General features: G+C 71.7%; 16 protein-coding genes. 12 read left to right on the top strand and 4 right to left on the bottom strand.

The window, feature by feature from the left end:
• The first annotated feature begins 125 nt into the window (after positions 1-125).
• Together VFV89_RS07685 and VFV89_RS07680 are read left to right on the top strand one after the other, a co-directional pair.
• Positions 126-731, top strand: coding sequence for a sigma-70 family RNA polymerase sigma factor (locus VFV89_RS07685; RefSeq protein WP_329705333.1), 606 nt, complete (start codon positions 126-128; stop codon positions 729-731).
• Positions 715-1173: a hypothetical protein gene (locus VFV89_RS07680; protein WP_329705332.1), complete on the top strand. Its 459-nt coding sequence runs from the start codon at positions 715-717 to the stop codon at positions 1171-1173. Before VFV89_RS07685 ends, VFV89_RS07680 begins: the two co-directional genes overlap by 17 nt.
• Here the strand turns inward: VFV89_RS07680 and VFV89_RS07675 are convergent.
• Positions 1164-2609 carry a S8/S53 family peptidase gene (locus tag VFV89_RS07675; RefSeq protein ID WP_329705331.1) on the bottom strand — a complete coding sequence of 482 codons (1446 nt, stop codon included), beginning with the start codon at positions 2607-2609 and terminating at the stop codon, positions 1164-1166. The genes VFV89_RS07680 and VFV89_RS07675 overlap by 10 nt on opposite strands.
• A 78-nt stretch (positions 2610-2687) precedes the next feature.
• Between VFV89_RS07675 and VFV89_RS07670 the strand changes: the two genes are divergently transcribed.
• Positions 2688-5273, top strand: a complete 2586-nt coding sequence (locus VFV89_RS07670; RefSeq protein ID WP_329705330.1) for a CHAT domain-containing protein — start codon at positions 2688-2690, stop codon at positions 5271-5273.
• Positions 5274-5316: 43 nt separating this feature from the next.
• Positions 5317-7338 (top strand): acyl-CoA dehydrogenase, encoded by a 2022-nt coding sequence (locus VFV89_RS07665; protein ID WP_329705329.1) that lies wholly within the window; start codon positions 5317-5319, stop codon positions 7336-7338.
• Between the two features lie 669 nt (positions 7339-8007).
• Here the strand turns inward: VFV89_RS07665 and VFV89_RS07660 are convergent.
• Positions 8008-9261 carry an alpha/beta hydrolase gene (locus VFV89_RS07660; protein ID WP_329705328.1) on the bottom strand — a complete coding sequence of 418 codons (1254 nt, stop codon included), beginning with the start codon at positions 9259-9261 and terminating at the stop codon, positions 8008-8010.
• A 120-nt stretch (positions 9262-9381) separates the two neighbouring features.
• Between VFV89_RS07660 and VFV89_RS07655 the strand changes: the two genes are divergently transcribed.
• The 6 genes from VFV89_RS07655 to VFV89_RS07630 all read left to right on the top strand — a co-directional run bounded on the left by VFV89_RS07655 (position 9382) and on the right by VFV89_RS07630 (position 14432).
• Entirely contained in the window at positions 9382-9600 is a 219-nt protein-coding gene (locus tag VFV89_RS07655; RefSeq protein ID WP_329705327.1) for a hypothetical protein, read from the top strand.
• Positions 9601-9640: 40 nt separating this feature from the next.
• Complete coding sequence (locus tag VFV89_RS07650; protein WP_329705326.1) at positions 9641-11794, top strand: acyl-CoA dehydrogenase; 2154 nt, start codon at positions 9641-9643, stop codon at positions 11792-11794.
• On the top strand, positions 11791-12297 hold the full coding sequence (locus VFV89_RS07645; protein WP_329705325.1) for an FAS1-like dehydratase domain-containing protein: 507 nt from the start codon (positions 11791-11793) through the stop codon (positions 12295-12297). The genes VFV89_RS07650 and VFV89_RS07645 overlap by 4 nt, the downstream gene beginning before the upstream one ends.
• Positions 12294-12698: a Zn-ribbon domain-containing OB-fold protein gene (locus VFV89_RS07640; protein WP_329705324.1), complete on the top strand. Its 405-nt coding sequence runs from the start codon at positions 12294-12296 to the stop codon at positions 12696-12698. Before VFV89_RS07645 ends, VFV89_RS07640 begins: the two co-directional genes overlap by 4 nt.
• Positions 12695-13081, top strand: coding sequence for a MaoC family dehydratase (locus VFV89_RS07635; protein WP_329705323.1), 387 nt, complete (start codon positions 12695-12697; stop codon positions 13079-13081). Before VFV89_RS07640 ends, VFV89_RS07635 begins: the two co-directional genes overlap by 4 nt.
• Positions 13082-13268: 187 nt before the next feature.
• Entirely contained in the window at positions 13269-14432 is a 1164-nt protein-coding gene (locus VFV89_RS07630; protein ID WP_329705322.1) for a lipid-transfer protein, read from the top strand.
• Here VFV89_RS07630 and VFV89_RS07625 read toward each other — a convergent pair.
• Positions 14422-15156 carry a dienelactone hydrolase family protein gene (locus VFV89_RS07625; protein ID WP_329705321.1) on the bottom strand — a complete coding sequence of 245 codons (735 nt, stop codon included), beginning with the start codon at positions 15154-15156 and terminating at the stop codon, positions 14422-14424. The two genes, VFV89_RS07630 and VFV89_RS07625, sit on opposite strands and share 11 nt — an antisense overlap.
• Before the next feature lie 55 nt (positions 15157-15211).
• A complete protein-coding gene (locus VFV89_RS07620; protein WP_329705320.1) occupies positions 15212-18334 on the bottom strand; it encodes a M14 family metallopeptidase in 3123 nt (1040 codons plus the stop codon).
• Between the two features lie 137 nt (positions 18335-18471).
• Here VFV89_RS07620 and VFV89_RS07615 point away from each other — a divergent pair, with 137 nt between their 5' ends.
• Positions 18472-19683: a DUF480 domain-containing protein gene (locus VFV89_RS07615; RefSeq protein WP_329705319.1), complete on the top strand. Its 1212-nt coding sequence runs from the start codon at positions 18472-18474 to the stop codon at positions 19681-19683.
• Positions 19680-20564, top strand: coding sequence for an alpha/beta hydrolase (locus VFV89_RS07610; RefSeq protein ID WP_329705318.1), 885 nt, complete (start codon positions 19680-19682; stop codon positions 20562-20564). The genes VFV89_RS07615 and VFV89_RS07610 overlap by 4 nt, the downstream gene beginning before the upstream one ends.
• Positions 20565-20586 lie beyond the last annotated feature (22 nt).

Below are 20586 nucleotides of genomic sequence, written 5' to 3'. Positions count from 1 at the left end.
GTGATGGGTGTCACCGTGGAGTTGCCTGCGTGGGGGAGGCGAACCTGATGTATCCGGGGGGCGGGTCCGTGCGTCCGTAGGTCATGAACCTCTGCGGAGCCGTCCCAGGCGCGGAGGAGACGCTCATGCCGCAGCCGATCGAGGTGGAGCAGCTCGTCGAGGCCGCGCGCGACGGCGACTCCGCCGCGTGGAACGCCCTGGTGGACCGCTACCTCCCACTCGTGACCGCGGTGATCCGCCGCCTTCGTCTCTCGCCGGCCGACGCCGACGACGTCAACCAGACCGTGTGGCTGCGTCTCGTCGAGCACCTCGACGGGCTGCGCGAGCCCCGGGCCCTGCCGGGCTGGCTGGCCACCACAGCGCGCCACGAGGGGCTGCGGGTGATCAAGCGCCGGGCCCGGGACCTGCCGACCGACCCGGCCGGCCACACCTTCGACACCGCCGAGGTCTTCGACATGGGCGAGTCGCTGGAGGAGGACCTCCGGGCTGCTGCCCTGCGCGAGGCGATGGGGGAGCTGTCGGAGAAGCACCGCGAGCTGCTGCTCATGCTCCTCGTCGACCCGCCCCTGTCCTATGACGACATCAGTGCCCGGCTGGGGATCCCGCGGGGCAGCATCGGACCGACCAGGGCACGAGCCCTGGCCCAGCTGCGCAGGTCTCGGGCGTTGCGCGACTGGGCAGACAACACGCCCGTACGTGAAGGAGGTGCTTTCGATGTCTTCCTCGACTGACGACGAAGGGCTCATGGAGGAGCTGGCCCGGGCGATGGCCCAGGTGAGCGAGGTCCCCGAGCATCGACGGGAGGCTGCGCGAGCCGCCTTCTCGTGGCGCACCATCGACGAGGAGCTGCTGGCCCTGACCCACGACTCGCTGGAGCTCGCGGACGCGGCCGTGCGTGGTGCTCTCGACGTACGCACCCTCGGCTTCGAGACCGACGGGCTCTCGTTGGAGATCGAGGTGGACGGCGACCAGGTGTTCGGGCAGGTCCTCGACGCGGCGGTCGACGAGGTGCTCGTGGAGTCGGTCGGGGAGGGCACGCAGACCAGCCCCGTCGACGCCTCAGGGGTCTTCTCGGTGGTCGTGCCGGCCGGTCCGGTGCGGTTCGGGGTCCGGGTCGACGGCGTGCTGCGGCGTACGCCGTGGATCGTGCTGGTGGCCGGCCCTCAGGGCTGAGCCGGGAATTGAGCGGCGCGGACGGCCGCCACCTTCCTCGCTCTCAGCGAAGGCATCCGTGGCAGCGCGGCGAGCACCGTGTCGCGTGCTCGCTTCGCACTCCGATCCGCAGGCTGCTGCCGGCTGATCTCGGCCGCGATGAGACCGGTGATCAGCGGCGCCGCGAACGAAGTTCCGCTCCAGCGTGCTCGCCAGTTCTCGAACCTCCGCTCGTCACGCTTGTCGGGTGTTTCGTGACAGTGGTAGGTGCCGTTCGGAAACGCGTTCACCAGGTTCCGACCGAGCGCGAAGACGTCCGCCGAGTCGCCCCAGTTGGAGAAGCTCGACACCGACCCGTCGTGGTCGAGTGACCCGACGCCGGTCGCCCACTTGAACGACGCCGGCCAGAACTGCCACGGGCTGGAGTTGTTGCCCGCGGCGGCCACCAGCACCAGGTCCGGCACGGGATCCCGGGACCTCAGCTCAGCACGCCAGTCCTCGAAAGACCGGGACGGCAGGTTCAGCCGGGTCGGACATCCGGCCGACATGTTGATCACGTCGGGGAGCTGCTCGTGGCCCAACGCGTCGTAGAGGTCGTCGACCAGCTGCTGCTCGAACACCCCACCCCCGGGCGCGTTGCGGTCGATGAGCAGGGGAAGCACCCGGATCTCACACTGCGGTGCCATCGATCTGACCACGCCGGCGACGAAGGTGCCATGGCCCGCGTAGGGACGCAGCTCGTGCGTGACTTCGTCGTCCCAAATCCCGTCGGGCTCCGGGTCTCCCACGACGTCCGGGTTGGTCAGCCAGTCCCACGGCAGGTTCTGCGGTATCGGCTGGATCGCATGCGGGTCCGCTGCCGGGTCGTACCACCCCGTGTCGATGACCAGCACGCGGACGCCGGCTCCCGCGTTCAGAGTTCCGGTCTGCGGCGGCCAAAGGCCGATGACGGCGGTCTCCGCCGGCTCAGTGGCTGGACAGATGCTGCCCTTCGGACAGATGTGCATCAGATGGTCGGGGGTCGCGAACCCCGGACCCAGTTCTGGGTCGTCGTCCATCTCGGCCAGCGTGGCGAGCAGGTCCTTACCGTCCGGAGCCGGCTCGGTCCGCGGGGGCAGCGGGAACCGCCGGGAGAGGCCGCCGCGCGGCTGCGGCTCGCGCGCCGGGAGGGCGCCGTAACCCGGGCGGCCCTCGAACCACCGGACCAGGCGGCTCACCGCGTCCTCTTCGTCCTCGTCCGGGCTGTATTCGGGGTCGAACTTGGGACTCTGGGGATCGGCGCGACGGTCGGCAGGCGGGAGCAGCACGTGGTCGGCACTGCACATGAAGTTGAAGTCGGCTGGGTCGTCCGTGTCGACGATGATGCTGTCTCTATGGGCCTTTTGGAGAAGGGCGAACTGGTCACGGGTTCTCTGCCGTGCCGTCTCGATGAGGTCGTCGCCGGGCGTTAGGGTCATGGCTGACTCCCTTTCGCGACAACTCTGGGTTGACTGTGCAAGTTAGCGGTCATGCGGCTGGTGAGGGAAGGGGCCGCCATGCCCAACAGTCTCGAGATCGCGGCGGCAGACGACCTGCTGCGGGTGGCGTTGGCGGACCCGGCCGAGGCCGTGGCCCGCGCACAGGAGCTCGCGACGGTCCACGCCGACCCGTGGACCTTGTCAGTCGTGGGCCAAGCCCGTGGCATCGTGCTTCGCGACGAGGGCCACACTGCCGCGGCGGTCCGGGAGCTGCGGTCCGCACGTGCGCTGGCCAGACGCAGCGGCGACCCGGACCGGCTCGCGGACGTGCGCGCCACCCTCGGGACTGCCCTGGCTCTGGACGGCCAGACACGGTCCGGGCTGAACGAGCTGGACCAGGCCGTGCTCGGAGCGGTGGGTCGGCAGGTGATCGCCCGCTGCCTCATGCGCCGCGGCCACATCCTTGCCGTCGTGCTGGGCCGCCACCGTGAGGCGCTCAGGGACCTCCGCAACGCCCTGCGCACCGCCCGCGCCCTTGGCGACCGGCTTTGGGTGGCGCGGACGCTTGTCACGACTGCATTGCTCCACCTCGACACCGGCGATGTGGTTCGGGCCGAGCGAGCCTTGCATGAGGCCCACGGGATCTTCGAAGACGAGGGCGAAGAGCTGCTCGCGGTGCAGGTCGTGCACGACCAGGGGTACGTCGCGTTCTGCCGCGGAGACCTGCCTGTCGCACTGGCGCTCTTCGACCGCGCGGCCGCTGGGTACGCCCGCTTCGGTGACGTGCCGGTCGAGCTCGGCCAGGACAGGTGCAAAGCGCTCATGGCCGCGGGGCTTCCGGATGAGGCCTGCACAGTGGCGCGCGAACAACTGGCACGAGACGCTGTCCCCCCGGCCAACCGGGCCGAGCTCGAGCTGTCCCTGGCCTTCGCGGAGCTGGCTCGAGGAGACACCGGGGCCTCGTCTCAGGCGGCCCGCTCCGCACGAGACCGGTTCCGGCAGCAGGGGAGGGAAGTGGCCACGGCGCGGGCCCAGTTGGTCGTGCTCGGATCACGCCGCCGTGCCGGCTTCCGGGGGACAACGCTGGCACATGACGCCACCCTCGTCGCCCACCGACTGGAGGCCGCGCGCTCGGAGGACGCGCCGGTCGCCTGGCTCCTGGCCGGTCGCGCGACCGTCGACACCGGGCGCGACGCCACACCGCTCTGGGACGCCGCGGGCCGCTACCGGCGCCATCCGTCCGGCCTCGTGCGCGCGACCGCATGGCTGGCCAGGGCGCTCGACCAACAGCAACGAGGGAGCGACCGTGGCGTCTGGCACGCCTGCCGCCAAGGTCTCGATGCGCTGGATGACTATCGGACCACGCTCGGTAGCACCGAGCTTCGGGCGCTGGCGTCCGTCCAGGGCGACGAGCTCGCGCGCTTGGCGCTGTCCCGTGCGGCGGACTCCCGGCCGCGCGCTCAGCTGTGGTGGTGCGAGCGGTGGCGCGCCTCAGCACTGGCCGCTCCGGGGACACCGCTCCCGAAGGACCGAGAGCTGGCCGGGCTGTTCGCGGCGCTGCGGGCGAACGACCGGAAGCTGGCCGAGGTTCGCGACGAGGAGGAGCCGAAGGAGAAGCTCGAGCGCGAGCGGGCCAGGCTGGAGAAGGCGATCCAGCATCGACGCCGGCTGGTCGGGGCGAGCAATGGCGAGGTGCAGGTCCGAGCCGGCGTGGACGTGGCACGGCTGGTCGACGAGGTCGGTGACGCGGCGTTCGTCGAGCTCTTCGAGGTCGACGGCACGTTGCGCGCCGTCACGGTCACCCGTGGGAAGGTCCGCGCGTTCGTCGTCGGCAGCGCGGCGGAAGCCACTGCCGCGGTCGACTCGGCGCGTTTCGTCCTGCGCCAAGCCGCGCGGGGCAGGCCGGTTCGACTCGCCGACGCCGGAACCCGGCTGCAGGGGGCTCTCCTCGGTCCGGTGGTCAGGCTGCTGGCGTCGGGCCCGGTCGTCGTCTCGCCGTCTGCGGCACTGCACGCGGTGCCCTGGGGACTGCTTCCGGCCTTGGCGGAGCTACCGGTGTCGGTCGTGCCGACGGCGGCGTCCTGGCTGCGAGCCCGCGCGAGCCGCGCCAGACGCTCGGGCCGGGTGCTCGTGGTCGGCCCCGGACTGGTCTCGGGCGGCGCGGAGGTGCCGATCGTGGCGGCGGAGCATCCGGGCGCAGTTGTGCTCCGCGACGGCGCCGCGACCGTGGACGCGTGCCTGCGTGCCATGGACGGAGCGGCGCTGGTGCACGTGGCGGCGCACGGCCGGTTCCGTGCCGACAACCCGATGTTCTCGGCGCTCGAGCTGGACGACGGACCTCTGACCGTCCACGACTTCGAGCGGCTACGCCGTGCGCCGCGACGGTTCGTGCTCTCGGCGTGCGACTCGGGCGTGCTGGTCCCGGTCGGCGCCAACGAGCTCCTGGGCCTGGCCACGGCGCTGATGTCGATGGGCACGGCCGGAGTCCTCTCCAGCGTGGCGCCGGTGAACGACGAGGCCACCGCAGAGCTGATGGTGCACGTGCACTCCGGCCTCGACGACGTCGACGACCTCGGCGTCGTGATGCAGCGGGTCCGCGAGCGCTCGGCCGGCGACGTGGTCAGCCAGGCGACGGCTGCCGCCTTCGTCGCACTGGGAGTCTGAACCAGCTAGAATTGAAACACGTTCTAGTTTCGGAAGGACACGCATGTCGATCGGGATCTCCGAGGAGCATGTCCAGCTCGCGCGCAGCCTGCGCGAGTGGGCCGCCTCGCTCGGCGGCCGCGCGGTCGTCCGGGACGCCGAGGGAGACGCCGAGGCGACCTTCGCCGACACGTGGAAGGCCTGCGTCGAGATGGGCGTGGCGACGATCGGCCTCCCGGAGGAGTACGGCGGCGGAGGTGGCTCGGTCCTCGACCAGGCGGTCGCCCTCGAGGCGTGCGCCCATGAGCTGGTGCCCGGACCGCTGCTGTCGACCGCGGTGGCGAGCCTGGTCGCCCCGGACCCCGGGCTCGGCGCCGGCGCAGCGGTCGCGATCCCGTACCCCTCGGGCGTGGTCGGTGACCTGGCCGGCGCCACGCACGTTCTGGGCCCGGACGGCGCGCTGCGAGAGATCACCTCGGCACAGCCCCGGCTCGGCATCGACCTGAGCCGCAGGTTCGGGTCGGCGACCCCCGCGACCGAGCCCGACGAGCGGCTGCACCGCACGACCCTGACGCTGGCGGCGGCCGAGGCCGCGGGCGTGGCTCGATGGTGCCTGGAGACGGCGGCCGAGCACGCCAAGGTCCGCGAGCAGTTCGGCCAGAAGATCGGGGCCTTCCAGGCGGTCAAGCACCTGTGCGCGGAGATGCTCGAGACCGCGGAGGCCGTGACAGCGGCGGCCTGGGACGTCGCCTCGGCCGCCGGCGGGAGCGACGACGGCCAGTGGGCCTTTGCCGCCGACGTGGCCGCGGTGACCTGCTTCGACGGCGCAGTAGAGGTCGCCAAGTCGTGCATCCAGGTCCTTGGCGGGATCGGGTTCACCTACGAGCACGACGCGCACCTCTACCTGCGGCGGGCCCTGGCCCTGCGCGGGCTGGCCGGCGACGCGGACGCGGCGGCTCTTCGCCTCACCGGCCGAGCGGTCGCGGGCGCGCGACGGCTGGTAGAAGTGGACCTCGGGGGTCGCGACGAGGGCATCCGGCCCGGCGTGCGCGCCAGCGCTGAACGGATCGCGGGCCGGCCCGAGGCCGAGCGCCGGGCCGCGCTGGTCGAGGCCGGCTACCTCACCCCGCACTGGCCCGCGCCGTACGGCCTCGGCGCCGACGCGGTCACCCAGGTCGTCATCGACCAGGAGCTGGCCCGCGCCGGCGTGACGCGGCCGGACATCGTGATCGCAGGCTGGGCTCTGCCGACCATCCTGGAGCACGGCGACGACGCCCAGCGGGAGCGGTTCGTGCTCCCCTCGCTGCGCGGCGAGCTGGTCTGGTGCCAGCTCTTCTCCGAGCCGGGGTCGGGCTCCGACCTGGCGTCGCTGCGCACCCGGGCCGAGCGCGTGCACGGGGGGTGGCGGCTCACCGGGCAGAAGGTGTGGACCTCGGTGGCCCAGCGGGCCGACTGGGGCATCTGCCTGGCCCGGACCGACCCCGACGTGCCGCCGCACAGCGGCATCTCCTACTTCCTGGTCGACATGAGGTCGCCCGGGATCGAGGTCCGGCCGCTGCGCGAGATCACCGGGGAGGCGCTGTTCAACGAGGTGTTCCTCGACGACGTGTTCGTCCCCGACGACTGCCTCGTGGGCGGGCTCGGCGACGGCTGGCGGCTGGCCCGGACCACGCTGGCCAACGAGCGGGTGGCGATGGCGACGACCCGGCTCTCCAGGAGCACCGAGCGGGCCCTCGTCCTGGCCGCGGACCTGGACCTCACCGAGACCCAGCGGGCCCGGGTGGGGCGGGCCGTGGCGCTCTCCACGGTATGCGCGCTGCTCGGCGTCCGGACCACCCTGCGCTCGCTGGCCGGTCGGAGCCCCGGCGCGGAGTCCTCGGTGGCCAAGCTGCTCGGCGTGCGCAACCGCCAGGACAGCGCCGAGCTCGTCGTCGAGCTCCAGGGCGACGGACTCGTGGCCCCGTCCGCCGATCAGCGCGAGGACGTGTGGGAGCTGCTCAACACCCGGTGCCTGTCGATCGCGGGCGGTACGACGCAGATCCTGCGCAACGTGGCCGGCGAGCGGCTCCTCGGGCTGCCGCGCTAGAACCGAGTGAGCACCCCTTGAGCTCGCCGGTACCGGCGGCGGGTGCGGGCGTGGCGCAGGGCGCGGCGCAGGTCGTCGTCTATGAGCGGTCGGATCAGCCGGTTGGTGGTCTCAGGAGACGCAGAGAACGGGGGCATGCGCACAACCTGACGGAGGAGCCACGCCTTCGGCATCGGGGCAACCACCCAGGTGGCGCGGCGGGGACCACGTAGGGCGGTCACCGGGTCACGCCGTGCCGGCGGCCGGCCGGCGCTGGTCTACCGGCGGGCTCGTTGGCGACGGGCGCGAGCGCGGATGCGGGCGTGGTGCCGGGCCCTGGTGAGGCGCTCGTCCTCGGACGGGCCGAGCAGGCGGACGGCCAGGGATGGTGCTGCGGCGAATGGGCTCATGGTTGGAGACTGTTCCTAAGACGTGGTGCGGGGCATCGGGCGCATTCCCTATCGGGAGTGACCGGCATCCTCAGATCCGAGTGAGGATGCGCTGGGTGCGCCTGCGGCGACGGATCCGGGCTCGACGGAGGGCACGCAGGGTGTCGTCGTCGAGGCGCGGTCGAAGCGTCCGGACGGTGACGGGGGCGGGGTCGGCGGAAGGGGTCATGCTCCCGAGGATCCTCCTGAGCTACCCCTAAGCACATCAGGTTTTCACCCGACGCCGACCCTGACGCCCACCTCAGGGCGTGGCCGGGTCGCGCTCGCGGCGGTACTGGTTCCAGTGCCAGTGCAGGTAGCGGTCGATGGCGCGGACGACGTGCGCCGACCGGACCGACGGGAAGATGTCGAAGGCGTGCTGGGCGCCGGGGAGCTCGGCGTAGACCACCGACCGCTTGGACACCTCGCGCAGCCGGGCCACGAACTGCCGGGCCTGGTCGACCGGCACCAGCGTGTCGTGGGCGCCGTGGAGCACGAAGAAGTCGGGTGCGTCCGGGGTGACTCGCAGGATCGGGCTGGCGTCCTCGTAGACCTCCGGGTCGTCCTGCCAGGTCGTCTGCATCACCCACTTCGCCAGGAACAGGTCGCGCAGCTGGGTGGCCGCCTCGGTCCCGGTCGAGCCGGCGAAGTCGTAGACCCCGTAGTGCGGCACGGCGAGCTGGACCGAGGTGTCGGCGTCCTCGAAGCCGGGCTGCCACTCCGGCGCGTTGGGCGTGAGCGCCGTCAGGGCCGCGAGGTGGCCGCCGGCCGAGCCGCCGGTGATCGCGATGTAGTCCGGGTCGCCGCCGTAGGACGCGATGTTGTCGCGGATCCAGTGGATCGCCTTCTTCACGTCGACGACCTGGGCGGGCCACGGGTCGCGCGGTGAGAGGCGGTAGTTGATCGCGACGCAGACCCAGCCCTTGGCGGCCAGGTGCTGCATGAGCGGGATGCCCTGCTCCTCCTTCTTGCCGAGCATCCAGGCGCCTCCGTGGACCTGGAGCAGCACCGGCGCGTTCTCGACGTCCTCGGCCGGCCGGTAGATGTCGAGCTGGTTGCGACGCCCGGCCGGCCCGAACGCGATGCCGCGCTCGACGCGGATCGGGACCCGCGGGTGCCGGAAGGTGTGGAACGGGTTGACCAGGGTCCGCCAGGGCGTCCGCTGGTCGGCGGGGGTCGGCAGCCGGTCGAGCCGTTCGCCGTACTCGGCGCCCAGCGCGGCGGTGAGCGCCGCCTCGGCGGTGTGCTGGTCGCGCTGGGCCTGGTGGATCAGGTAGCCGAGGCCGGCGGCCGTCGCCCCGGCCAGGGTCAGCGCCACCGGGTCACGGCGCTTCTCGGAGAGGTGGGTCGCGGCGTCGGCCGCGGTGACGGCCAGCCAGTGCGGGGCCAGCTCGGTGGTGATCCAGCCCGCGAAGAACGACGGGACCCCGGCCCGGAACCCCGGCAGGGGCCGGATCGCGTTGGCGGTCAGCGCGGCATAGAGCAGTGCCCGAGTCCGGAACGACGGGAATGACACCTGTCAAACCTACCGGCGAGTCACTTGGCGCCTTGTGGAAAACCCCTGCGAGGTGAACCAGGTGGCTGCGATCCTCGTCACAGGGAAGGTGCAGGTCTGTTCCGCGGGGAGGTGGGCGCCATGATGGACGGCACAGCTGCGGACCGCGCGCTCAACGAGCTCGACGCCGTGCGCGACGCCATCGACGCGGGCCGCTTCCGCGAGGCCGCGCTGCGCATCGAGCTGCTCGAGCGGGACATCGCCGGCCGCGACGCCGCGGTCGTCGACATCTGGCAGCGGCTGCTCGCGGCCGAGCGCTCCCGCATCGACCACTCGTCCGGGGAGTCGCGCCCGGCCTGAGGACATGGTCCTCCGATCTAGAACACGTTACAGTTTTTCCGTGCTCGACAAGTCCGTGCTCGACAAGGCGGAGTCGCTCGCGGCAGTGACGTCGGTCCTGGCCGACGTCCTCGACCGCGACGGCGGCTGGGCCGAGCTCGCCGAGGCCGGACTGCTCGGGCTCGCCGTCCCGGCGGCGTACGGCGGAGAGGGGCTCGGCCTCCCCGAGGTCGGCATCCTGCTCCGCGAGACCGGCGCCCGGGCCCGGCACCTCCCGGTCTGGGAGACGCTGTGCTGCAGCGTGCTCACGCTCGCGCGCCACGGCTCCCCCGAGCAACAGGAGCTCCTCCGCGGCGTCGTGACCGGTGACCGGGTCCTGACCGCGGCGGTGCGCGACCTCGGCTCCACGACCTTCGTCGGCGGCACGGTCACCGGCCGCAAGGTCGCGGTGACCTACGCCGCCGAGTCCACCCACCTGCTCGTGACCGCCCAGCAGGACGGCGCGGCCGTCGTCGCTCTCGTCGACCTGAGCGACCCGGGCGTGACCCTGCTCGAGTCGGGCTCGAGCGCCCGGACCACGACCCACACCGTCGTCCTCGACGGCGCGCGGGCCGAGGTGGTCGAGGGAGCAGCCCGGACGCTGCACGACCTGTGGACGGCCGGCCTCTGCCTCACGGCCGCCGGACTCGTCACCGGCGCCCGCGACCTCACCGCGTCCTACGTCAAGGACCGCACCCAGTTCGGCCGTTCGCTCGCCGAGTTCCAGGCGGTCGCGATGCAGATCGCCGAGGTCCACATCGCCTCGCGCACCCTCGACCTTGCTGCAGGCAACGCCGCCTGGCGGATCGACGAGGCGCTCGACGCCGCGGACGACCTCGCGGTGGCGGCGTACTGGACGTGCACCGAGGCCCCGCAGGCGCTGCGGACCTGTCACCACCTGCACGGCGGCGTTGGCGTCGACCAGACCTACCCGCTCCACCACTACTTCAGCTGGGTCACCGACATCACCCACCTCCTCGACGTCCGGGCCGACGCGGTGCCGGTCGAGGACCCGACCAGCAAGAACCTCGAGCTCACCGCCGACCAGCGCCGGCTCAAGCACGAGCTCCGCGCCTACTTCGCCGGCCTCGCCGGCCAGTACGACGAGCAGGAGCTGGCCCTCGACCGGCACGGCGAGAGCTACCAGCGGATCGTGCGGCAGATGGGCCGGGACGGCTGGATGGGCGTCGGCTGGCCGAAGGAGTACGGCGGCCACGGGCTCGGCGAGGTCGAGCAGACGATCTTCGCCAACGAGGCGCACTACGCCGACGTGCACCTGCCCGCGGTGACGCTGCAGACGGTCGGGCCCACGCTGATCAGGTACGGCAGCCAGAAGCAGAAGGACCTGTTCCTCAGGCGGATCCTCGACGGCGAGGTGCACTTCGCGATCGGCTACTCCGAGCCCGAGGCCGGCACGGACCTCGCCTCGCTCCGCACCACCGCGAGGCGCGACGGCGACCACTACGTCGTCAACGGCCAGAAGATGTGGACCACCGGCGGCCACCAGGCCGACTACGTCTGGCTGGCAGCGCGCACCGACCCGGACGCGCCGAAGCACGAGGGCATCTCGATCCTCATCGTCGACACCACCGACCCCGGCTACTCACACACGCCGATCATCACCGCCGACGGCGCCCACCACGTCAACGCGACCTACTACAACGACGTGCGCGTGCCGGCCGACATGGTGGTCGGGGAGGAGAACCGGGGCTGGAAGCTGATCACCACCCAGCTCAACCACGAGCGGGTGATGCTGGGCCCGGCCGGCCGGATCGAGGGACTGCGCGACCGGGTCCTCGACTGGGCCACCAAGGCGGGGGTGAGCGAGCGGCCGGACGTGGTCGAGCTGATGGGCCGGGTCACGGCGGCGTTCCGGGTCAACGAGCTGCTCAACTGGGAGGTGGCGCGCGCGGCCGAGGCGGGCGAGATCTCCGTCGGCGACGCGTCGTCGTCGAAGGTGTTCGCCGCCGACCGGGTGCAGGGGCTGCTCGACGAGCTGACCCGCGTCGTGCACCGCTACGGCGATCCGGCGGACGACGAGACGGGGCGGTTGATGGCCTACCTCGACGGCCAGAAGAAGCGGAACCTGGTCCTCACCTTCGGTGGCGGGGTCCAGGAGGTGCAGCGCGAGCTGATCGCGATGTTCGGGCTCGGCCTCCCGCGGGTGCCCCGGTGACCGACCGGCACGCCCGGATCATGGCCGAGGCCGAGCGGATCAAGGCGCTCGGCGAGGCATCGGAGTCGGTGGCGCCCTACGAGGTCAACCAGGCAACCATCGGGACCTGGCTGGACGCGATGGGCTACGACAACGAGCGGTTCCGGCACGGCGAGGCACCGCCGTCGATGGCGCAGGTGTGGACGATGCCGGGGCTGGGGCGGAGTCGGCCGCCGGAGGACCCGCTGAGCCGGATGACCGAGTTCCTCACCGCGCAGGGCTACCCCGCGGTGCTCGGGACCAACTGCGAGCAGACCTACGAGCGCTACGTCCGCGTCGGCGAGCGGCTCCGGGTCACCAGCGCCCTGGAGTCGGTGACCGGCCCCAAGAGCACCGCGATGGGCGAGGGCTACTTCGTGACCTCGCGCAACACCTGGTACGTCGCGACCCCGGACGGACAGAGCGAGGTGGTCGCGACCATGCTCTTCCGGGTGCTCAAGTTCGTCCCGAGGGACCGCCCATGACCGTGCGGCCGATGGTCAACCGGGACTCGCAGTTCTTCTGGGACGGCACCAGGGTCGGTGAGCTCCGGATCCAGAGGTGCAACGCCTGCGGCGCGAAGCGGTTCCCGCCCGGTCCGGCCTGCCGGTCCTGCTCGGCGTACGACCGCGGCTACGACGTGGCCGCCGGCACCGGGACGGTCTTCTCCTACGTCGTGCACCGCCACCCGCCGGTCCCGGGCAAGGAGCTGCCGATCGTCATCGCCCTGATCGACCTCGACGAGGGTGTGCGGATGGTGGGCGAGGTGGTCGGCGTGGCCGACGACGAGATCGAGATCGGGATGCCGCTGCGGGTCGACTTCAACAAGATCGACGACGAGCTCACCCTGCCGGTCTGGCGCCCGGCGGTCCGGGAGGGGCGATGAGGACGCTCGAGGCGGGCCAGGTGGTCCCGGAGTGGAGCCTGCCGCTGACGCCGACCACGATCGTCAGCACCGCGATCGCCACCCGCGACTGGCAGGACGTCCACCACGACCGCGACGCCGCGCAGGCCGCCGGGTCCAGGGACATCTTCATGAACATCCTGACAACCAACGGGCTGGTCGAGAAGTACGTCGTCGACTGGGCCGGCCACGACGCGGAGCTGAAGGGGATCGCGATCCGGCTCGGCGCGCCCGCGCACCCCTACGACACGCTCACCTTCAGCGGCACCGTCACCTCGGTCGAGGGCGGCATCGCGACCATCGACGTCGTGGGCCGGGTGTCGCTGGGCGACCACGTGACCGGCACCGTGAAGGTGGCGGTGTGACCGAGCATCCGAGGACCTGCCGGGACCGGACTACCGCTCATCGAGCGCGGGGTGAGGTCCGCTGGGGCTGGACCACCGCTCATCGAGCTTGTCGAGATGTCCGCGGGGTCGGCTCCCAGCCTGCGCTGCGGGGGTCTCGACGGGCTCGACAGGCGATGGCTGCGGTCACGAGCCGGGGTGATGGGGCATGACGCTGTCCGGGAAGGCCGCGATCGTCGGCATCGGCGCCACCGAGTTCTCCAAGCACTCCGGCCGCTCGGAGCTCCAGCTCTCGGTCGAGGCGGTGCGGGCGGCCCTGACCGACTGCGGGCTGACGCCGAACGACGTGGACGGGTTCACGACGTTCACCATGGACACGTCGTCGGAGATCGCCGTGGCCCGCGAGCTCGGTGTGCCGGAGCTGCGCTTCTTCAGCCGGGTCAACTTCGGTGGCGGCGGCGCCTGCGCCACCGTCCAGCACGCGGCGATGGCGGTGGCGACCGGCGTCGCCGACGTGGTGGTCTGCTACCGCGGCTTCAACGAGCGGTCGGGGTCCAGGTTCGGGCAGTTCTCCCTCGCCGCGGCCACCCAGGTCAACACCAACGGCCTCGACAACGCGTGGACCTACCCGATGGGGCTCGGGACGCCGGCCGCGACCGTGGCGATGCAGGCCCGGCGCTACATGCACGACTACGGCGCCACCTCCGAGGACTTCGGACGGGTGGCGGTGGCCGACCGGCGCCACGCCGCCACCAACCCCCGCGCGTTCTTCTTCCAGAAGCCGATCACCCTGGAGGACCACCAGGCCTCGCGGATGATCGTGGACCCGCTGCACCTGCTCGACTGCTGCCAGGAGTCCGACGGCGCGGTGGCGCTGGTCGTCACGTCGGTGGAGCGGGCCCGCGACCTGCGTCAGGCACCTGCGGTCGTCACGGCCGCGGCCCAGGGCAGCGGCGCCGACCAGTACGTCATGACGTCCTACTACCGCGACGACATCGGCATCCCGGAGATGGGCGTGGTCGGCCGCGAGCTGTGGCGGCAGTCGATCCTCGCCCCCGACGACATGCCGATGGCGATCCTCTACGACCACTTCACGCCCTACGTCCTGATGCAGCTCGAGGAGCTCGGCTTCTGCGGCCGGGGCGAGGCCAAGGACTTCGTCCGCGACGGCACCATCGAGGTCGATGGCCGGCTGCCGCTCAACACCCACGGCGGCCAGCTCGGCGAGGCCTACATCCACGGCATGAACGGCATCGCCGAGGCGGTCCGCCAGCTCCGGGGTACGTCGGTCAACCAGCTCCCGGACGTGCCGCACGTGCTCGTCACCGCCGGCACCGGCGTCCCGACCAGCGGGCTGATCCTCAGCTCGTGAGCAGCTTCTCCCGGAAGAACGCCAGCACCCGCTCCACGGCCTCGTCCTGGCGGTGCACGGTCAGGGTCGAGTGCTTGCGGCCGGGGAACTCGACGCGGATGAAGGCGTCGCCGATCTCGCGGCTGAGCGTCTCGAACCGGGTGCCCGTCGCCATGTCCTGTGCGTAGCGCAGCCCCAGCACCTGGCAGCCCGCCGCGGCGCGCTCCTTGACCTTGAGCAGGTCGCTGGCGGAGAGGTTGAGGTCCGCGGCCCGGGCCTTGCCGATCGCGAACGGCAGCGACGGCTGGGCCAGCACCGGCGCCGCCACCGCTTCGTCCACCATCATCGCCAGCGCGAAGCCGCCGGTGAGGCACATGCCGAGCGCACCCACACCGGGCCCGCCGAGCTCAGCGTGCAGCTCGCGGGCCAGCGAGCGCAGCCAGTCGGCGATCGGCGAGGTCTGGCGCAGCCTGAGCTTGTTGAACTCCTTGTTGACGCACGCCTGCCGCAGCGACCGCATGGTCGCCACGGCGGAGTCCGGGCTCGGCGCGTGCCCGAACAGGTGCGGCAGGACGACGGTGTGCCCCTGCGCCACCACCTCACCGGCGAAGGTGAGCACGTCCTCGGTGATCCCCGGGAGCTCGGAGATGACGATGACGCCCGGTCCGGTGCCCTTGCGGTACGTCGCGTGCGTGACGCCGCTCGCGGTGTGCTCGCCCGGTTCCCAGCCGTCCATGACGCCCATGCGGCCAGTATTGACCGGGCCGCCCGCTCGGCGTGCGGGCGGCCCGGCTCAAGCGTCAGTCGAGCAGCTGGTCGAGTGCCCGTCCCATCACCGCGTCGCGCTCGTCCGCGGGCACCCCTTCGAGCCCGAAGCCCATCAACAGGGAGTGCGGGGTCGCGATGGTGTTCCCGACCGGGAAGCTGGACGCGTCCGTGGCGATGAAGTTGTTCGCGTTCGGCGCGCTGCCAGTGGGCGGTCCGGTGACCGTCCATCCCTCCAGACCGCTCTCGAACGAGGTGCTGGTGCCGTCGGGGAGCGCGATGTCGTCGAGGAACACCCCGAGGCCCTGGGTGGCCCAGTCGCTGGCGTAGGCGATGGAGATCTCGACGGTCTGGTTGGCGTATGCATCCAGGTCGATGCTCCATTGCTGCCAACCGGCCGAGTTGCCGCTGGTGGCGTTCCACGCGCCTGTGGTGCCGGTGGGCGTGCACGTCGAGAGACCATCCTGGGTCTGGTAGTGGTCCATCTGCGGGTGCAAGGTGCGCCAGCCACCGGAGTTCTCCGCCTTGCAGCTCTCACCGGTGTCCGTCGTCGTGTGCCCGTTGGCGTCCGGCAGCGTCGTCCAGTTGTCCTGGTTCGGCGTCCGGGCCTCCACGAACAGGTGGTCCCATGCCGGCTCGGTGTCGTACGACGTCCAGAACGTCATCGACCCGCCCGCCGCCGGCACCGCGACCTCGCGGGTCAGCCTCTTGTAGGACACATCGGCTATCTGCGAGTAGACGTAGTGGGTTCCGGTGTGCGGCTCGAACGGCCCGCCGGGCTTGTCGTACCGTGCGGACGGCCAGCTCTCGAACTGCTTGAACTCCTCGACCGGGAGGATGCCGCTCGTCGAGATGAACGACGACCGCCGGATGGCGTTCCCTGCCGGGACGGGGTCGTCGAGGCTCCACGAGAGGCCCGCGAACGGGTCGTCGATGCCGATCGAGTCGAACGCGGCACCGTTGTCGTCCAGACCGTCGGCAGGCACGGCCAGGTAGCCGCCGAAGTAGTACTGGAGCACGTCGTGGGTCTGGTCACCACCGCCGAACGAACCCCACAGCGGCAGGCACCGCCGCGGGTCGGTGCCTGGGGGCGGCGCCGGGCTGCATGCGATCTCGCCCTTCGGGTCGTAGACCTGGTTGCCGACGTTGGTGGTGTACTGCTGACCGGCGGAGTCGCCCGCGAAGAGCACCCTGCCGCCCTCGTTCATGTACGAGCGGAACTGCAGGATCTCGTCGAGCGCCAGCAGGTCCACGTTGCCGCCGAGCCGACCGGCCGTGCGAGTCACGAGGTCGTTGCCCGTCTCCCAGATCACCGCGTCGTAGTGGCTGAGCACCCCGAGCGCATCAGGAGCCGAGCGACCGGAGTCGACGTCGTACATGTCGGCGGCCACGCCATTGGCGGCCAGGGCAGCCAGGTAGGTGCCGGCGAAGTGCGGGCCATCGGCCGCCTGTGCCGGCGAGGCGCCGGTGTAGTCCTCGGCGGCCACGACAAGAACGCGGTTTCCGGTCTCCCACACGGCTTGGTAGGTGAAGGAGGCACTTCGCTGACCGCCTCCCTCGAACCAGACCTCGACCGAGTCGCCGGGGTCGGTTCCGGTGACCACACCCCGCATCTGGTGGTAGTAGACGGACGCCGGCTTGTACCTCGACCCGCCCTGCCACTCCGACGTCGGTGCCGACTTCACCGGGCCCCCGTTGATGCGGTAGCGCACCGTCACGGCGCCGAGGCTCCGCTTGGCGATCACGGCGACCGGCTGCGGGTCGCCGTAGGACTTGGTGAAGCTCAACTGGGTGCCCGGGTTGCTCCTCTTGTAGGGGTCCTCGCTGTCGATGTAGAAAGGCTTCGTCGTGATCCCGGTGACCGTCTTCGGGTCGTCAGGGTCGGCCGCCGAACGGGCCACCGACATCGCGAACGGCAGGTTGCGCTCGAACTCGGCCTGGACCAGCGCCTCGTCGTCCGGGAAGACGAAGCTGCAACCGTCGCAGCCCGCGGACAGCTCAGGCGTCCACGCCAGGGTCCCGTCCTTCGCGTGCGCGTAGTCCGTCGTCTCGCCGTTGGTCACGTAGAGCACGTCGGAGCTCAGCCCCGGATGGAACTCGGCGATGGCCGGGTTGTCGAGGTTGCCGGACATTGCGTAGTAGATCGGGTCGTCTGCCGTGGGGGTGCTGGTCTGCCAGCCCTCGGCGTAGAGCAGCCACTGGCCGTTGGAGTGGTAGTTGACCTGGAACTTGAACTTGATCCGGTCGAGCAGCCCGACCATGGCCTGGGTCTCGGGCTCGGACGTGGGCGCAGGGCCGCGGTAGGTGTCGCTCGACGGGATCGACGACGAGCCCTCCTCGTCCCAACCCCAGTGGTTGGGGAAGTTGCGGTTGGGGTCGACGCCGTCGCCGACCTGGGTCACCCCGTCCCCGTTGTTGTCCCGCAGGTTCTTCCGCCACAGCCGCTCGTGGTCGAACGTGTACTGGTAGCCGTCGGGGTTGGCCACGAGGATGAACCAGAACTCGTTCTTCTGGAGCAGCTTCTTGATCTCACGGTCGTTGGCCCGCCACGCGCTGATGAAGTGGTTCATCAGCCGCCGGTCGACCTCGGTGGCGATCCACTCCCGCGCGTGCTGCGTGGCGCTGTACAGGACCGCGGGACGGGCGCCGTCCGGTACCTCTTGCGCACCCTGGGTCAGCTTCACCGCGATGATCTCGCGACCCTGGCCGGTGTGGCCGAGGACCTCGAGCTTCACCAGCTGGGGGTTCTTGCGCGCCACGGCGTAGAGCTGGTCGCGGATGCCTCCGGCCTCGTCGTACGAGCGCCAGACGTTGAAGCCGCCGGCCGCTTGCGCGGCCGCGAACTGCCGGACCGTCTGGCCGCCCTTGATCCGCTTGAGCTTCAGGTCGATGCCGTGTCCCCGGAGCGCCTTGGCCTGGGCCTTGTCCAGGACCATGTCGACCTCGACAGCACCCTCGGTCCGCCGCTGCTCGCTCACGTCGACACCCGCCTGCGTGAGCAGGGACAGCTGGTCCGCCGTCACGGCCGCCGTGTAGACGTCGAGTGGGCCCGGGTCTCTGCCGGCGCTGGGGGACGACGTCCCGGCCGCCGCGGTCAGCCCGGCGCCGAGCGCGACGAGAAGGGCGAGGACGAGGGTGACTAATGACGACCGGCGCATGATCCGACTCTCTGGCAGCAAATTGGCAGGATCCGAGTAACTCACTGTGACATCGCTCACATGTCCCCGCAACGGCGAGATCCGGCGGCGACAGCACCCCGACGAGGTCGAGGTGGGGTTCCTACTAGGTTGACCCCGTGCCTCTCCCCGAGCTCGATGCCGAGGAGCAACGCATCCTGGGGGTGCTCCTCGAGAAGCAGGTGACCGTTCCCACCACCTACCCGATGACGCTGGCCTCCGTCCGCACCGGCTGCAACCAGACCAGCAGCCGCGACCCCGTGGTCGACTACGACGAGGCCACGGTCGAGGCGGCGCTGCGCCGGCTCAAGGACCGCCAGCTGGTCCGGATCGTGTGGTCCGACACCGGCCGGCGGACGTTGAAGTACCACCAGCTGCTGTCCGAGGCGCTGGAGCTGGACGACGCGGAGCGGGCGCTGGTCACCGTGCTGCTGCTGCGTGGGGCCCAGGCACCCGGCGAGCTGAAGACACGCACCGACCGGCTGCACGCGTTCGCCGACCGCGGTGGGGTCGAGGTGGTGCTGGCCGGCCTGGCCGCCCGGCCCGAGCCGCTGGTCCGCGAGCTGCCCCGTCTGCGCGGCCAGCACGACAGCCGCTGGGTCCACCTGCTGGGCGAGGTCCCCGAGGCCGCGGGACCCGTGGCGGTCGCGGCGCCCACCGTCGACCGGGAGAGCGTCCTGTCGTCGGGTGCCGATGCCCGCGACGAGCGGGTGCGGGCCACCTACGACGCGGTCGCGACGGCGTACGCCGACCAGCTCGTCGACGAGCTCGACGGGCTGCCGTTCGAGCGCTGGCTGCTCACCCGCGTCGCTGGTCACGCGGCCGGCGGGCCGGTCGTCGAGGTCGGCTCCGGCCCGGGCCACGTCACGGCGTTCCTCGCCGACCTCGGCGCCGACGCCCAGGGCATCGACATCTCGCCCGCGATGGTCGAGGAGGCGCGGCGGCGGTTCCCGGACGGCGCCTACCAGGTGGGCGACCTGCGCAAGCTGATGCGGCCGACCTCCGCGCCCGGCTGGTCGGCGGTGCTCGCGTGGTACTCCCTGATCCACCTGGCCGCCTCGGAGCTGCCCGACGCCCTGGCCGCGCTGGCCCGCCCACTCGCCGCCGGCGGCTGGCTCATCGTCGCCCTGCACGCCGGCGCCGAGGTGCGTCACGTCGACGAGTGGTTCGGTGTCCCGGTCGACCACGACGTGGTGCAGCACGACCCCGCCGACGTGGCGGCGCTGGCCGAGGCCGCCGGCCTGCGGGACATCGAGTGGTACGTCCGCGGCCCGGTCTCCACCCGCGGAGAGAGCACCCAGCGGCTCTACGTCGTCGGGCGGCGCCCGTGACCGTCACGCACGTCGAGGCCGACGACGGCACCCGGCTCGCCCTCCACCTGCACGGCGAGCCGGACGACACAGGGCCGGACGACGCGGGGCCGGACGACGCAGGGCCGCTGCTCTGCCTGCCCGGCGGACCGATGCTCGACTCCGCCTACCTGCGCGACCTCGGCGGCCTGGCCGAGCAGCGGGCTTTCGCCCGGCTCGACCTCCGTGGCACCGGTGCCTCCGGCGTGCCCGCCGACCCGGCGTCGTACCGCTGCGACCGGCAGGTCGCCGACATCGACGCCGTGCGCCGCGAGCTCGGTCTCGAGCGGCTCGACCTGATGGCACACTCGGCCGGCGCCAACCTCGCCTACCGCTACGCCGAGCTGCGCCCGGAGCGGGTCAGGCGGCTGCTGCTCGTGACCCCCAGTCCTCGGGGGGTCGGCATCGAGACCACCGACGAGGCGCGCACCGCGATGGCCCGGCGTCGCTCGGGGGAACCGTGGTACGCCGAGGCCGCGGCCGCGCTGGAGCGGGTCCAGGCCGGCTCGGTGGACGAGGCCGACTGGCGCGGGATCTCGGCGCTGATGTACGGCCGTTGGGACGACGAGGCGCGTGCGTACGAGGCCTGGATGGATGAGCGGCGGCTGGAGGAGCCGGCCACGGTCTGGGGCGCCGACGGTGCCTTCGAGCCCGGGGCCACCCGACGTGCGCTCGCCGCCCTCGACGTCCCGGTGCTGGTGCTGGCCGGCGGCTGCGACACCGGGAACCCGACTCCGGTGATGGCCGAGGTGGCAGCGCTGTTCCCGCGCGGCGAGCTGGCCGTGCAGGAGGGTGCCGGCCACTTCCCGTGGGTCGACGACCCGGCCGGGTTCGTGGACCTCGTGGCACCGTTCGTGCGGTAGTCACCGCGCTCGCACCTCTGAC

The organism is Nocardioides sp. (assembly GCF_036274455.1).
Taxonomy (GTDB): domain Bacteria; phylum Actinomycetota; class Actinomycetes; order Propionibacteriales; family Nocardioidaceae; genus Nocardioides.
The sequence above is the reverse complement of the archived record's forward strand: the minus strand, read 5'-3'. Positions and strand labels throughout refer to the sequence as shown.